14 protein-coding genes are annotated in these 15,079 nt (G+C 65.9%); all 14 read left to right on the top strand.

Annotated elements, in window-relative coordinates; all coding sequences use genetic code 11:
• The first annotated feature begins 9 nt into the window (after window positions 1-9).
• Entirely contained in the window at window positions 10-936 is a 927-nt protein-coding gene (gene scpB / locus ACF8ML_RS13970) for an SMC-Scp complex subunit ScpB (protein WP_047326696.1), read from the top strand.
• A complete protein-coding gene (locus ACF8ML_RS13965; protein WP_392407261.1) occupies window positions 933-2,330 on the top strand; it encodes a pseudouridine synthase in 1,398 nt (465 codons plus the stop codon). Before scpB ends, ACF8ML_RS13965 begins: the two co-directional genes overlap by 4 nt.
• Window positions 2,331-2,454: 124 nt before the next feature.
• Window positions 2,455-2,880, top strand: a complete 426-nt coding sequence (ndk, locus tag ACF8ML_RS13960; protein ID WP_016447563.1) for a nucleoside-diphosphate kinase — start codon at window positions 2,455-2,457, stop codon at window positions 2,878-2,880.
• A 92-nt stretch (window positions 2,881-2,972) separates the two neighbouring features.
• Window positions 2,973-4,097, top strand: coding sequence for a 23S rRNA (adenine(2503)-C(2))-methyltransferase RlmN (rlmN, locus tag ACF8ML_RS13955; RefSeq protein ID WP_017404144.1), 1,125 nt, complete (start codon window positions 2,973-2,975; stop codon window positions 4,095-4,097).
• A gap of 28 nt (window positions 4,098-4,125) precedes the next feature.
• Window positions 4,126-4,986, top strand: coding sequence for a type IV pilus biogenesis/stability protein PilW (gene pilW, locus ACF8ML_RS13950; RefSeq protein WP_174538864.1), 861 nt, complete (start codon window positions 4,126-4,128; stop codon window positions 4,984-4,986).
• Window positions 4,979-5,941, top strand: coding sequence for a RodZ domain-containing protein (locus tag ACF8ML_RS13945; protein ID WP_016447560.1), 963 nt, complete (start codon window positions 4,979-4,981; stop codon window positions 5,939-5,941). The genes pilW and ACF8ML_RS13945 overlap by 8 nt, the downstream gene beginning before the upstream one ends.
• 2 nt (window positions 5,942-5,943) lie before the next feature.
• The gene (ispG, locus tag ACF8ML_RS13940; RefSeq protein ID WP_016451290.1) at window positions 5,944-7,227 is read left to right on the top strand and encodes a flavodoxin-dependent (E)-4-hydroxy-3-methylbut-2-enyl-diphosphate synthase; all 1,284 of its coding nucleotides are present in this window, start codon (window positions 5,944-5,946) and stop codon (window positions 7,225-7,227) included.
• 184 nt (window positions 7,228-7,411) lie between these two features.
• On the top strand, window positions 7,412-8,671 hold the full coding sequence (gene hisS / locus ACF8ML_RS13935; protein ID WP_235434603.1) for a histidine--tRNA ligase: 1,260 nt from the start codon (window positions 7,412-7,414) through the stop codon (window positions 8,669-8,671).
• 70 nt (window positions 8,672-8,741) lie between these two features.
• Entirely contained in the window at window positions 8,742-9,425 is a 684-nt protein-coding gene (locus tag ACF8ML_RS13930; RefSeq protein ID WP_016447557.1) for a tetratricopeptide repeat protein, read from the top strand.
• Between the two features lie 20 nt (window positions 9,426-9,445).
• Complete coding sequence (gene bamB, locus ACF8ML_RS13925) at window positions 9,446-10,603, top strand: outer membrane protein assembly factor BamB (RefSeq protein ID WP_047326698.1); 1,158 nt, start codon at window positions 9,446-9,448, stop codon at window positions 10,601-10,603.
• 15 nt (window positions 10,604-10,618) lie between these two features.
• The gene (der, locus tag ACF8ML_RS13920; protein ID WP_016447555.1) at window positions 10,619-11,965 is read left to right on the top strand and encodes a ribosome biogenesis GTPase Der; all 1,347 of its coding nucleotides are present in this window, start codon (window positions 10,619-10,621) and stop codon (window positions 11,963-11,965) included.
• A 102-nt stretch (window positions 11,966-12,067) separates the two neighbouring features.
• Window positions 12,068-12,319: an RNA chaperone Hfq gene (hfq, locus tag ACF8ML_RS13915; RefSeq protein ID WP_012206813.1), complete on the top strand. Its 252-nt coding sequence runs from the start codon at window positions 12,068-12,070 to the stop codon at window positions 12,317-12,319.
• A 67-nt stretch (window positions 12,320-12,386) separates the two neighbouring features.
• A complete protein-coding gene (gene hflX, locus ACF8ML_RS13910; protein WP_016447554.1) occupies window positions 12,387-13,601 on the top strand; it encodes a GTPase HflX in 1,215 nt (404 codons plus the stop codon).
• Window positions 13,602-13,672: 71 nt separating this feature from the next.
• Window positions 13,673-15,067, top strand: a complete 1,395-nt coding sequence (gene hflK / locus ACF8ML_RS13905) for an FtsH protease activity modulator HflK (RefSeq protein WP_016447553.1) — start codon at window positions 13,673-13,675, stop codon at window positions 15,065-15,067.
• Window positions 15,068-15,079 lie beyond the last annotated feature (12 nt).

The following is a 15,079-nucleotide window of genomic DNA, read 5'->3' as shown; positions in this document are numbered from 1 at the left end:
CGCTGAGCCATGAATACGGTAGATGCCAAGCGGGTCCTGGAAACTGCATTGATCTGCGCGCCGCAGCCTGTCACGCTGCGTGAGCTGCGCTCGCTGTTCGATGACGTGCTGGGCTCCGACACGCTGAAGGACCTGCTGCTGGACCTGCAGAAGGACTGGGCGCAAAAGGGCGTGGAGCTGGTACAGGTGGCGTCCGGGTGGCGCTTCCAGAGCCGGCCCGAGATGCGGGTGTACCTGGACCGGCTGCATCCTGAAAAGCCGCCACGCTACACCCGTGCGACCCTGGAGACGCTGGCCATCATCGCCTACCGTCAGCCGGTGACGCGCGGTGATATCGAGGACATACGCGGTGTGACGGTCAACAGCCTGCTGATCAAGCAACTGGAAGACCGGGGCTGGATCGAGGTGATTGGCCACCGGGAAACCGTGGGCCGGCCCTCTTTGTTTGCCACCACGCGCCAGTTTCTGGACGACCTGGGCCTGCAGTCGCTGGACCAGTTGCCCATGCTTGAGGAGCCTGAATCCCAGCAAAGCCTGTTCAAGGCGCTGGAGGAGTCGGGCGAGCCTGAGGTGCAAGAGAGTGCGCCAGCCGGTGACGCCCCGCCGACCGAAGGCTGGGGTCCCGACGAAGTGCCGCCAGTCATCGGCGCGCAGGACGTGGGCGAGGAATTGCTGGATCAGGTGCCGTTGCAGGCCGATGAGACGGAGCTGCCGGAGCTGGTCGAGGATGGTGAGGACGGTGAGGACGACGCCCTTGCCGCTCTCTTGCCAGAGGCGCCCTCGGGCGAGGCTGAGACACCGGATGGGACAGATGCCGCGAGTGCCGCAAAAGCTGCGCAGACCGCAGACACAGCGGAAAAAGCGGACACCGCGGATACGACAGACACAACGGATACGGACGGCGCTGCACTGCAGGCCGAAGAAGGAAAGCCATGACGGGTAGTGATATCTCCAAGGACCAGGACGCCCAGCCGGCGTCCGACGAGGCTGGCGCACAGCGCAAGGCCCGCCCCGCGCGCTCGCGCGCTCCCAAGGCCGAGTCCCGGCCTGGCGCCAGGCCTGCGCGCAAGCCGCGCCCGGCGGCCGAGGCGGTGCCTGCCGAAGACACCGTGCAGGAGCTGGTGACGGCTGATGCATCAGAGTCAAGCGACTCAGGGTCTGCCGAAGGCTACGGTTTTGCGGACGTCATCTCGGGCGAGCTCGACGCCGCCGAAGAGCGCGACGATGCCGCGCCTGCCAAGCGCGTGCTGCTGCCCCAGGTCGATTCGCCCAAGCTGCACAAGGTGCTGGCCCAGGCCGGGCTGGGATCGCGCCTTGAAATGGAGCAGCTCATTCTTGAAGGCCGCATCTCGGTCAACAACGAGCCTGCCCACGTGGGCCAGCGCATCCAGTTCGGCGACCAGATCAAGGTCAACGGCCAGCCCATCCGCTTTCGCATCGATCCGCCGCCGGCGCGTGTCATCGCCTATCACAAGCCCGTGGGCGAAGTCGTCACGCACGACGATCCCCAGAACCGCCCCACGGTGTTCCGCAAGCTGCCGCGCCTGCAGCATGGCAAATGGCAGTCCGTTGGCCGCCTGGACCTGAACACCGAAGGCCTGCTGCTGTTCACCAGCTCGGGCGAGCTGGCCAACTCCCTGATGCACCCGCGCTTCGGCCTGGAGCGCGAGTACGCGGCCCGCGTGCTGGGCGCGCTCAGCAAGGAAGAAAAGCAGCGCCTGACCGATGGCGTGCAGCTGGAAGACGGCGTGGCCGCCTTCGGCTCCATCGAGGATGGCGGCGGCGAAGGCGCCAACTGCTGGTACCGCGTGACCATTTCCGAAGGCCGCAACCGCGAAGTGCGCCGCATGTTCGAGGCGGTGGGCCATGCCGTGAGCCGGCTGATCCGCATCCGCTATGGCGCCATGGTGCTTCCGCGCGGCCTCAAGCGCGGCGCCTGGGTGGAGCTGGACCAGGCCGACATCCAGTCCCTGGCCTCCGCGGCAGGCATGCAGGCGCGTGCGCCTGCTGCACCCAAGCCTCCGGCCGGAGGCCGCCGTGGTGGCCCGGCCGACCGCAACACCGTCCGCCGCGAAGGCGGCGGCCGCTATTTCGACGGCAATCGCCCGGCACCCAATGCCATGCTGGACGGCCCGCGTGCCAAGCCCGCTCCCAAGGGTGGCAAGGCGGACGGCGGCCAGGGCAGAGGGCAGGGCGGTGCAGGCGGGCGGGGCAAGACAGGTGGCAGCCAGCAGCCCGATCCGATGCGTACATCGGTGGGCTACATCGGCTCCGACAGCCTGTCGCGTGCACGCCAGAACGCCAAGCGCAAGCCGGGAGGGCGCCGCTGAAATACGGCGGTCAGCCTCCCCTTTGGCAGCACCATGTCATCAAGGACTTTGATGGCACAGCTAGAATCAACGGTTTTGTCCAATTGACAAAAATCCATAGTAACCCTGATTAGGAACCATTCAAATGGCCATCGAACGCACTCTTTCCATCATCAAGCCCGACGCCGTTGCCAAGAACGTGATCGGCCAGATCTACGCTCGCTTCGAGGCCGCCGGCCTGAAGGTCATCGCCGCCAAGATGGTGCACCTGTCGCGCGGCGAAGCCGAGCAGTTCTACGGCGTCCACAAGGAGCGTCCCTTCTTCAAGGACCTGGTGGACTTCATGATCTCCGGCCCCGTGATGATCCAGGCCCTGGAAGGCGAGAACGCCATCCTGAAGAACCGTGAACTGATGGGCGCCACCGACCCCAAGAAGGCTGAGAAGGGCACGATCCGCGCCGACTTCGCCGACAGCATCGACGCCAACGCCGTGCACGGCTCTGACGCCGCTGAAACTGCAGCCGTGGAAGTGGCATTCTTCTTCCCCGGCATGAACGTCTACTCGCGCTGATCCCCGCGTCTTCCGCGGCCGTCATGGTCTGTCCGGTGCAGGCCATGCCTGCCGCGGAAGAGCCGAGAGCGGCGTGGCACCGGCCTGCCGACATGAATACCAATTTGCTAGATTTTGATCTCGACGGACTGGCCGCTTATTGCGAACAGCTCGGCGAGAAGCGTTTCCGCGCAACGCAGCTGTTCCGCTGGATCCACCAGCGAGGCGCCAGCGATTTCGACCAGATGAGCGATCTGGCCAAGTCCCTGCGCGAAAAGCTCAAGGCGCGTGCCCACATCACGGCCCTGCCGGTTCTGACCGAGCATGTGTCTGCCGATGGAACGGTCAAGTGGCTGTTCGACGTGGGGGGCGGCAATGCCGTCGAATCCGTTTTCATTCCCGAAGATGACCGGGGCACGCTGTGCGTGTCGTCCCAGGCCGGCTGTGCCGTGGGCTGCCGCTTCTGCTCCACGGGTCACCAGGGCTTCAGCCGCAACCTCAGCACGGGCGAGATCCTGGCCCAGCTCTGGTATGCCGAGCATGCGCTGCGCAAGCGCCTGGGCACGGGTGGCGAGCGCGTCATCTCCAACGTGGTGATGATGGGCATGGGCGAGCCGCTGCAGAACTACACGGCCCTGGTGCCGGCGCTGCGCGTGATGCTGGATGACCATGGCTACGGCCTCTCGCGCCGCCGCGTGACCGTGTCCACCTCGGGCGTGGTCCCGATGATCGACAGGCTGTCGCAGGACTGCGCCGTGGCCATGGCCGTGTCGCTGCATGCGCCCAACGACGAGCTGCGCGACCCGCTGGTGCCGCTGAACCGCAAGTACCCCATCCACGAGCTGCTCGATGCCTGCGAGCGTTACCTGGAGTTCGCGCCGCGCGATTTCATCACGTTCGAATATTGCATGCTCGATGGCGTCAATGATCAGCCCGAGCATGCGCGCCAACTGATAGAGTTGGTCCGCGCACGTGGCGACGGCCGCAGCTGGTGCAAGTTCAACCTGATTCCGTTCAACCCCTTCCCGGCCTCGGGCCTGCTGCGTTCACCTGCAGCGCGGGTGACGGAGTTCGCCAGCCTGCTGAGCAATGCCGGCATTGTGACCACGGTGCGCAAGACACGTGGCGACGACATCGACGCAGCCTGCGGACAGCTGGCTGGCGATGTCAAGGACCGCACGCGCGCTGCCGAGCGCATGGCAAAGCAGCGCACCATTGTTCTCAAGCAGATGCCTTGAGAGGACCTACGGAACAAAGGGACAGTTCATGAAGTCAGTGGCTCGGCGGCTGCGATCGGGGGGTATCGGTGGATGCATGCGCTGGGCAGTGCCGGTGCTGGTCCTTGCCTTGGCCGGTTGCGCCGGCAAGCAACCTTTGGTGCCTTCGGCGAATTCAGGCTCCGGCAATGCTTCGTCCGTCTCCAATGCCTCGATGGCCTCGGCCGCCGAGGTCGATCCCCGTCGCCGCGCGGCCATTCGCCTGGAGCTGGCGGCTTCCTACTTCCAGGCCGGCCGCATCGATGTGGCCCTGGAAGAGGTAAACCAGGCGCTGGCCTCCGACCCCGGTTCCGCCGATGGCTATGGACTGCTGGCCCTGATCTACATGCGCAACCAGGACTGGGACCAGGCCGATGCCAGCCTGCGCAAGGCCATGTCGCTGCGCCCTCAGGATGGTGACCTGCAGCACAACTACGGATGGCTGCTGTGCCAGCGCAAGCAGTATGTGCAGGCCCAGGAATGGCTGGACAAGGCACTGGCCCAGCCCGGCTACCTGGAGCGTCCCAAGACATGGATGGCCAAGGGCCTGTGCCTGCAGCAGGCCGGCCTGCTGGTCGAGGCCCAGCAGGCGCTGCTCAAGGGCTATGAACTCGATGCCGCAAACCCGGTGATAGCCTATCACCTGAGCAATGTGATGCTGCAGGGGGGCGACGCCAAGAGGGCGCAGTTCTATATCCGCCGCCTCAACAGCAGCCCCCAGTCCAACGCGGAAAGCCTGTGGCTGGGCATCAAGATAGAGAGGGCGCTGCAGCAATCTGCAGCGATGCGGCAGCTGGCCGACCAGCTGCACCAGCGCTTCCCGGAGTCCCGCCAATGGCTGGCCTACGAGCGTGGAGCATTCAATGAGTGAGGTGTTGGCGGTGCATGACGAAGCAGGTACGCAAGGCGAGAACGCCAAAACTTCCATGACGGCGGGCACGCTGCTGCGCCAGGCGCGCGAGGCGGCAGGCCTGTCGCTGGCCGGACTGGCGGCGGCGCTCAAGGTGCCGGCCCCCAAGCTGGAGGCCCTGGAGGCGGATGACTATGCCGCCTTCCAGGACCATGTCTTCATGCGGGCCCTGGCACAAAGCGTCTGCCGCACGCTGCGCGTGGACTCGGCCTCGGTGCTGGCCCTGCTGCCGCGCACCCAGCTCAAGAGCCTGGCCGATGATCGCGGCAGCATCAATGCCACGTTCAAGGAGCGCTCCTTCAAGGCCACCGGAACACCGCTGGGCCGCGAAAACGGTTCGCGCAAGGTCGCCATCATCGTGCTGCTGCTGCTGGCGGCCGCCGCCGCCGTGTACTTCCTGCCCAAGCACGAAGGCGATGCCGAGGAGCCGCAGGCCGGCTCTTCCGACGCCGCTGCCCTGGTGTCGCCGGCCGCAACCGTGTCCGAGCCCGTGGCTGCCCAGGAGCCTGTGGCGCCCGCAGTGACGGCGCCAGCCTCCGAAGGGGCGGCGCCTGCAGCGCCTGCAGCCACGCCAGCCGTCCAGGCGCCTGCAGCAGCGGCTCCCGCAGCCGGCGTGCCTGGCGATGTGCCCGCCGATGCCGCAGCGGCGACTCCTGTAACCCAGGCCGCGCAAACGCCTGGTGGCGTGCTGGTCATGAAGGCCAGCGCACAATCGTGGGTGCAGGTCAAGGATGCCAACGGCCGCGTGGTGCTGCAAAAGACGCTGGCGGCAGGTGAGTCGGTTGGCGCCGAAGGTGCGCTGCCGCTGTCTGTCATCGTCGGCAATGCCAGCGGCACCGAAGTGCGCGTCCGTGGTGAGCTGCTGGAAGTGGCCAAGACCACCCGTGACAACGTGGCCCGCTTTGAGGTGAAGTGACCGTGCAAGATTTCCTATCCACGCAGCAGCCGATAGCGATTGCCTCGCCGCTGCCGCGCAAGTCCCGCCAGGCCCGCGTGGTCTGGCGCAACAATGTCGTCACCGTGGGCGGCGATGCGCCTGTGCGCGTGCAGTCCATGACCAACACCGATACGGTGGACGCGGTCGAGACGGCCATACAGGTGCGCCAGCTGGCCCAGGCCGGCTCGGAGATGGTGCGCATCACCGTCAACACGCCCGAGGCAGCCGCTGCCGTGCCCTACATCCGCGAGCAGCTCGACCGCATGGGCGAGTACGTGCCGCTGGTGGGCGACTTCCACTACAACGGCCACCGCCTGCTCACCGAATACCCGGCCTGCGCCGAGGCGCTGTCCAAGTACCGCATCAACCCCGGCAACGTCGGCAAGGGCGAGAAAAAGGACAAGCAGTTCGGCCAGATGATCGAGGCGGCAGCCCGCTACGACAAGGCCGTGCGCATCGGTGTCAACTGGGGTTCGCTGGACCAGGAGCTGATGGCGCGCCTGATGGACGAGAACTCGCGCCGCGCCCAGCCCTGGGATACGCGCCAGGTCATGTTCGAGGCGCTGATCTCCTCGGCTGTCGATTCCGCGCGCCTGGCCGAGTCCATGGGGCTGAACGGCGACAACATCATCCTGTCGTGCAAGGTCAGCGGCGTGCAGGACCTGATCTCGGTCTACCGGGCCCTTGCGCAGCGCTGCGACTATGCGCTGCACCTGGGCCTGACCGAGGCCGGCATGGGCACCAAGGGCACGGTGGCCTCGGCTGCCGCGCTGTCCGTGCTGCTGCAGGAAGGCATTGGCGACACCATCCGCGTCTCGCTCACGCCCCAGCCCGGCGAGGCGCGCACGCAGGAAGTGGTGGTTGCCTCCGAAATCCTGCAGGCCCTGGGCCTGCGCGTTTTCGTGCCCAGCGTCACGGCCTGCCCTGGCTGCGGCCGCACCACCAGTACCACCTTCCAGGAGCTGGCCAAGCGCATCGACGACTACCTGCGCGGCCAGATGCCGCTGTGGCGCATGAAGTACCCCGGCGTCGAGGCCATGAAGGTGGCCGTGATGGGCTGCATCGTCAACGGCCCTGGCGAGAGCAAGCACGCCAATATCGGCATCAGCCTGCCCGGGACGGGCGAGGCGCCCGCTGCCCCCGTCTACATTGACGGCGAGAAGGCGTTGACGCTGCGCGGCGAGCGCATTGCCGAGGAATTCCAGACCCTGGTCGAAGACTATGTGGCGCGCACCTATGGCACCACCGCTGCCGCACCCGCCTGAGCGGCTGCGCCAGGCATTGCAGTTATTGCAAAATAGATAGCACACCACGCTTTTTTTCATGGGGTCTCACGCGGGATGCGCGTGGGAGCATGGAGCGCAAAAGGCGGGGTCCGCTCCTGTTTCCGAGCATTCATCGAACGAGAACAACGTGGCCAAACCCGAAAAACTCTCCGCCGTCAAAGGCATGAACGACATTCTTCCCGCCGAGTCCGCTCGCTGGGAATGGCTGGAGGCGCAGGTGCGCGAGCTGATGGCGCGCTTTGCCTACCGCAACGTGCGCACGCCCATCGTCGAGCACACGCAACTGTTCGTGCGCGGCATCGGCGAGGTGACGGACATCGTCGAAAAGGAGATGTACTCCTTCGAGGACAAGCTCAATGGCGAGCGCCTGACGCTGCGCCCAGAAGGCACGGCGAGCCTGGTGCGCGCCACCATCGAAAACAACCTGCTGTACGACGGCGGCAAGCGCATGTGGTACATGGGGCCCATGTTCCGCCACGAGCGCCCGCAGCGCGGCCGCTACCGCCAGTTCCACCAGATCGGTGCCGAGGCCCTGGGCTTTGCCGGCCCCGATGTCGATGCCGAGCTCATTTTGCTGGCCGTCTCCCTGTGGAAGCAGCTGGGCCTGACGCAGTGGCGCCTGGAAATCAACAGCCTGGGCCAGCCCGAGGAGCGCCAGGCCCACCGCCAGGCCCTGATCGCCTACCTGGAGCAGCACCAGGACGTGATGGACGAAGAGGCCAGGCGCCGCATGTACAGCAACCCGCTGCGCGTGCTGGACACCAAGAATCCCGCCATGCAGGCCATGGTCAACGGGGCGCCGCGCCTGCTGGACTTCCTGGGCGAGGGCTCGCTGGCCCACTTCGACGGACTCAAGGCCATCCTGGACGCCAATGGCGTGCCCTGGACCGTGAATCCGCGCCTGGTGCGCGGCCTGGACTACTACAACCTCACGGTGTTCGAGTTCATCACCGACATGCTGGGCGCGCAGGGCACCATATGCGCCGGCGGCCGCTACGACTACCTGATCGAACAGGTGGGCGGCAAGAGCGCGCCGGCCGTGGGCTGGGCGCTGGGCGTGGAGCGCGTGCTGGAGCTCGTCAAGGAGCTGGGCACCGACATCCCCGCGCCCACGCTGCATGCCTACGCCATCGTTCCCGACGTGTCGGCCATGCCCGTGGCCCTGCGCACCCTGCAGCAACTGCGCGAGGCCGGCGTGCGCGTGCAGATGCATGCGGCCAGCGCCGAAGGCCTGGGCAGCATGAAGTCGCAGTTCAAGAAGGCCGACGCCAGTGGCGCGCATTTCGCATTGATCTTCGGCTCCGACGAGCTGCAGCAGGGCCTGGTCACCGTCAAGTCGCTGCGCGACGGCACGGGCCAGCAGGTGCAGCAAGCCCTGGCCGATGCGGCCCAATGGGCTGCCACCCTACAATCGGCGGTTTGACCGTCATCCGCAGCTTTCCAGGCCACCGCTCCAGCGGCGTCCTCCATACACAAGGCGACACAGGCGATTCATGGCAAACCATTTCGATCTCGAAGAACAAGAGCAGATAGAGCAGCTCAAGCATTTCTGGAATACCTGGGGCACGTTGATCACGGGTGTGCTCGTGGTCATCTTTGTCGGCTTTGCCGGCTGGAATGGCTACCAGTACTGGGAAAAGCGCCAGGCCACCCAGGCTGCGGCTCTGGCGCATGCCGTCGATGTGGCGCTGTCAGGCAAGGATGCGGCGCGCGCCGGCCAGGCCTTTGCCGATCTCAAGGACAAGTACGCCGGCACCACGCAGGCAGCCCAGGCCGGCCTGCTGCTGGCCAAGGCTGCAGTGGACGAAGGCAGGCTCGATGATGCCAAGGCAGCCCTGACCTGGGTGGCCGACAAGGGCGACGAAGGCTACAAGGCCCTGGCCAAGCTGCGCCTGAGCGCCGTGCTGGAGCAGCAAAAGCAGTACGACGAAGCCCTGAAGGCGCTGGATGGCAGCATGCCCGAATCCTTCGCCGGCATCGTGGCCGACCGCCGCGGTGACATTCTTGCGGCCCAGGGAAAGACGGCCGAGGCCATCGACGCCTACCAGCGCGCCCATGCGCTCCTGGACAAGGGCGTGGACTACGGACGCCTGATCGAATTCAAGCTCAACGCCCTGGGCGCCACGCCCACCGTGCTGGCACAGGCCAAGACTTCGACCTCGGAGAAGCAACCTTGAAAACTTCGGCAGATCAACTGATGGCAATCTCGCGCCCGCGTGGCGTTGCGCGCTGGATGGCTCTGGGCCTGCTGGCCGGTGCCCTGGGCGGCTGCTCCACGGTCTCCTCGTGGTTCAGCAGCGACACCAAGCCCAAGCCCAAGGAACTGGGGGCCAACCCCGGCCTGCTGGCAGTGCACCAGGCCTGGACGGCCAAGCTGGGCGCCGAAGTGCCGCTGGCCACCGACATCCATGTGCAGGGTGACACGCTGCTGATCGCGGCCAAGGACGGCAGCGTCACGGCCCTCGATGCGCGCAATGGCAGCCAGCTGTCGCGTTTCACCGTTGGCGAGCCGCTGACTGCCGGCGTGGGTGGCGACGCCCAGCGCCAGGCCGTGCTCACGCGCAGCAACCAGGTCATCGTCTACTCGCAAGGCAAGCAGCTGTGGAAGCAGCCGCTGCCCGCAGCCGCCTACACGCCGCCCCTGGTGGCGGGAGGCCGCGTCTTCGTGCTGGCGGCCGACCGCTCGCTGGCCGCATTCGATGCCGCCAACGGCCGCAAGCTGTGGACCACACAGCGCCCGGGCGAGCCCCTGGTGCTGCGCCAGCCCGGCGTTCTGATCGCCGTGGGCAACACCCTGGTGGCCGGCCTGTCGGGCCGCATGGTGGGCATCGATCCCGACACGGGTGCCGTGCGCTGGGAGGCCCCGCTGGCCAGCCCGCGCGGCACCAATGACGTGGAGCGCCTGGTGGACCTCGTCGGCCGCGTCAGCCGTGTCGGCGACAGCGTCTGCGCGCGCGCCTTCCAGGCTGCCGTGGGCTGTGTGGATACGCAAAATGCATCGGTGCGCTGGACCCAGCCGTCCAAGGGTGCCGACGGCATCGACGGCGATGGCGAGACCGTGTTCGGCGCCGAAAGCAATGGCACCGTCCAGGCCTGGCGCCGCGGCGACGGCTCGCGCGTGTGGTCCATCGACCAGTTGCAGCACCGCCGCCTGACGGCGCCGTTGATGCTGGGCCGTTCGGTGGTGTTTGGTGATGACTATGGTGTGGTGCACCTGCTGTCCAAGACGGACGGACAGGCGCTGGCACGATTGAAGACGGACGACTCCGGTGTGGCCTCGCCCCCGGTATCGGCTGCCAATACGCTGGTGGTGGTAAGCCGCAGCGGAACTGTGTACGGCTTCCGGCCGGATTGATAGGTATTTTCGGGAATGAAGCCAGTTATTGCCCTGGTAGGGCGACCCAATGTGGGCAAATCGACGCTGTTCAATCGGCTGACCAAGTCGAGGGATGCAATCGTCGCGGATTTCGCGGGCCTCACGCGTGACCGCCACTATGGACAGGGCCGCCAGGGCAAGCACGAATACATCGTGATCGACACCGGCGGCTTCGAGCCTGATGCATCCAGCGGCATCTTCAAGGAGATGGCGCGCCAGACGCAGCAGGCCGTGGCCGAGGCCGACGTCGTGGTCTTCGTCGTCGATGCGCGCCTGGGCATGTCTGCCCAGGACCATGACATCGCCAAGTACCTGCGCCGTCTGGGCAAGCCCTGCGTGCTCGTGGCCAACAAGGCCGAGGGCATGAAGGAAGGCGTGCAGCTGACCGAGTTCTACGAACTGGGCCTGGGCGAAGTGCTGCCGGTTTCCGCCGCGCACGGACAGGGTGTGCGCGGCCTGGTCGACCTGGCCCTGGGCCAGCTCAACCTGCCCGAACCCGAGGAAGACGACCCCTTCGACGATGTGGCCCAGAAGCCCATTCGCCTCACCGTGGCCGGCCGCCCCAACGTCGGCAAGTCCACGCTGATCAACACCTGGCTGGGCGAGGAGCGACTGGTCGCCTTCGACATGCCGGGCACCACGCGCGATGCCATCTCCGTGCCCTTCGAGCGCGCCGGCCAGAAGTTCGAACTCATCGACACGGCAGGCCTGCGCCGCAAGGGGCGGGTGTTCGAGGCCATCGAGAAGTTCTCCGTCGTCAAGACGCTGCAGGCCATCGAGAGCGCCAACGTCGTGCTGCTGCTCATCGATGCCACGCAGGGCGTGACCGATCAGGATGCGCACATTGCCGGCTATGTGCTGGAAAGCGGCCGCGCCGTGGTGCTGGCGGTGAACAAATGGGATGCGGTGGACGACTACCAGCGCCAGATGCTGGAGCGCTCGATCGAGACGCGCCTGTCCTTCCTGAAGTTCGCTCCCATGCACTTCATCTCGGCTGAAAAGCGCCAGGGCCTGGGTCCGCTGTGGAACTCCATCATCCAGGCGCACAAGGCAGCCACCTGCAAGATGCCCACGCCGGTGCTCACGCGCCTGCTGATGGAAGCCGTGCAGTTCCAGACGCCCAAGAAGACAGGCATCTACCGACCCAAGATGCGTTACGCGCACCAGGGCGGCATGAACCCGCCGGTCATCGTCATACACGGCAATTCGCTCGAGCATGTGACGGAGGCCTACAAGCGCTTCCTCGAAGGGCGGTTCCGCAAGGAATTCAATTTGGTCGGCACGCCGTTGCGGATCGAGTTGAAAACCTCTCATAATCCTTTCGCCGACAAGGACAAATAACAAGCCACGGAATTTGGGGAAAACCCTTGTGCAGACAGGGGGCCCAAAACACTGTGGTAAGGTGTCGGTTTACAACAACACTCTTCGAACACGGAGAATATCGTGAGCAACAAAGGCCAACTCCTCCAAGACCCGTTCCTGAACGCGCTGCGCCGCGAACATGTGCCGGTGTCCATCTACCTCGTCAACGGCATCAAGCTGCAAGGCCAGATCGAATCCTTCGACCAGTACGTGGTTCTGCTTCGCAACACCGTCACCCAGATGGTTTACAAGCACGCCATCTCCACCATTGTTCCCGGCCGCGCCGTGAACTTCTCCACGGCCGAAGCTGCCGGCAGCGACGCCAGCGCTTGAGTTCGCTGCGCCCTGATGCCTCCCCGCACAGCCGGGGAGCTTCCTCACCCTTCGGGAGAGGTTTTTCTTGAGTTCTGAATCTTTTGACCGGTCCACGCCAACGCCAGTGCTGCTGGTGGGCGTGGATTTCGGCTTTCCCCATTTCGATGGCGAGTTGGAAGAGCTGGGCCTGCTGGCCGGCACGGCCGGCCTGCGTCCCGTTGCACGCCTGACCTGCAAGCGCAAGGTGCCCGATGCGGCGCTGTTCGTGGGCAGCGGCAAGGCCGACGAAATCCGCATGCTCGCCCAGATGCACGGTGCCCAGGAAGTGCTGTTCGACCAGGCCCTGAGCCCGGCCCAGCAGCGCAATCTGGAGCGCCATCTGCAGATGCCGGTCAACGACCGCACCCTGTTGATCCTGGAGATCTTCGCCCAGCGCGCCCGCAGCCATGAAGGCAAGCTGCAGGTGGAGCTGGCGCGCCTGCAATACGTGGCCACGCGCCTCGTGCGCCGCTGGACCCACCTGGAGCGCCAGATGGGCGGCATCGGCGGGCGCGGCGGCCCTGGCGAAAAGCAGATCGAGCTCGATCGCCGCATGATCGACGAATCGATCAAGCGCACCAAGGAACGGCTGCTGAAGGTCAAGAAGCAACGCGCCACGCAGCGCCGCCGGCGCGAGCGCCATGGCATCTTCAACATCTCGCTGGTCGGCTACACCAATGCCGGCAAATCCACGCTGTTCAACGCGCTGGTGAAGGCGCGGGCCTATGCGGCCGACCAGTTGTTCGCCACGCTGGACACGACCACGCGCCAGCTGTATTTGAACGAGGCCCGGCAATCGGTGTCCCTGTCGGACACCGTGGGCTTCATCCGCGACCTGCCGCACGGGCTGGTCGATGCATTCCAGGCCACGTTGCAGGAGGCGATCGATGCCGATCTTCTGCTGCATGTGGTTGACGCCTCCAATCCGAATTTCCCGGAACAAATCCAACAAGTCCAGAAAGTTCTGAAGGAAATCGGTGCCCAGGAGGTGCCTCTGGTACTGGTTTTCAACAAGCTCGATGCCGTCGATGAAGAGCGGCTTCCAGCGCAGTTGCAGGACCAGTACGAGCTTGACGGGCTACCTGTTTCACGGGTGTTTGTCAGCGCCCGCTCCGGTGAGGGGCTGCCGCAGCTGCGGCAGCTGCTGGCCGACCACGCACTGCGCGCAGAAGCGGAATACGCCGAAGCGCATGGTGGTGAAGAGCGGGGCGAAGGGGAGGTGGATGGCGCGATGCCCCCTGGGCAGGACGCCGAATACTAGGGGCTAGCGCCCTGATTGGGCAAAATGCCGATTGGGTCCCTGTCTTTACCGAAGAAACCGAGACTTCTCGCATGAATCTTTCACAACGCGCCCATCGCTGGGCGATGCTGCCGCAGCGCCTTCGCGGGATGTTCAACCTGAATGATCCGCGCTGGGGACGTGGCGACGACAAGAACGACGATGCCTCGCGCCCCGATGCCGACCGTCCCGCTGCGCCGCCGCCTGCGGAACCCGCACGCGACAACCGCGACAGCCGTGACAACCGTCCCTCCTCGGGTGGGGGTGGCCAGCCGCCGGATCTGGACGAGCTGTGGCGTGACCTCAACCGCAAGCTTTCGGGCCTGTTCGGCGGCAAGCCGGGCGGTGGCCGCGGGCAGCCGCCCGTGCGCAATGGCGGTGGCAGCCAGCCGCCGGACATGCGCAGTGCCGGCATGGGCGTGGGCCTGATTGCCGGCATTGCCTTCATCATCTGGATGGGCACGGGCATCTTCATCGTCCAGGAAGGCCAGCAGGCCGTCATCACCCAGTTCGGCAAGTACAAGAGCACGGTGGGTGCCGGCATCAACTGGCGCCTGCCGTACCCGATCCAGCGCCATGAACTGGTGTTCGTGACGCAGATCCGCTCGGCCGACGTGGGGCGCGACACCATCATCAAGAGCACGGGCCTGCGCGAGTCGGCCATGCTCACCGAGGACGAGAACATCGTCGAGATCAAGTTCGCCGTCCAGTACCGTCTGAGCGACGCGCGTGCCTGGCTGTTCGAGAGCAAGAACCCGTCCGAGGCCGTGGTCCAGGCCGCCGAGACCGCCGTGCGCGAAGTCGTCGGCAAGATGAAGATGGATACGGCGCTGGCCGAGGAGCGCGACCAGATCGCGCCGCGCGTGCGCGACCTGATGCAGACCATCCTGGACCGCTACAAGGTGGGCGTGGAAGTCGTGGGCATCAACCTGCAGCAAGGCGGCGTGCGTCCGCCCGAGCAGGTGCAGGCCGCCTTCGACGACGTGCTGCGTGCCGGCCAGGAGCGCGAGCGCGCCAAGAACGAGGCCCAGGCCTATGCCAACGACGTGGTGCCCCGCGCAGCCGGCTCGGCGGCACGTCTGCTGGAAGAGGCCAATGGCTACAAGGCCCGCATCGTGGCCCAGGCCCAGGGTGATGCGCAGCGCTTCAGCTCGGTGTTCACCGAGTACCAGAAGGCGCCCCAGGTCACGCGCGACCGCATGTATCTGGAAACCATGCAGCAGATCTACGGCAACGTGACCAAGGTGCTGGTGGAATCGCGCCAGGGCTCCAACCTGCTGTACCTGCCGCTGGACAAGATCATGCAAGGCGTGAGCGGCAATGTGCCGGCAGCCGATGGCTCGGCTGCCCCCAGCACCCAGGCGCCTGCGCCTGCCGCCATTCCCGGCCTTTCGAACGATGCGCGCAGCCGCGACAGCAGTCGCAGCCGTGACCGCGAAGCACGCTGAGGAGCAGCCCAA

The sequence above is a fragment of the Delftia sp. WSY_10 genome, assembly GCF_043104705.1.
GTDB lineage: Bacteria > Pseudomonadota > Gammaproteobacteria > Burkholderiales > Burkholderiaceae_C > Comamonas > Comamonas tsuruhatensis.
Note: the sequence above shows the minus strand (reverse complement) of the source record. Positions and strands in the feature narration are given on the sequence as shown.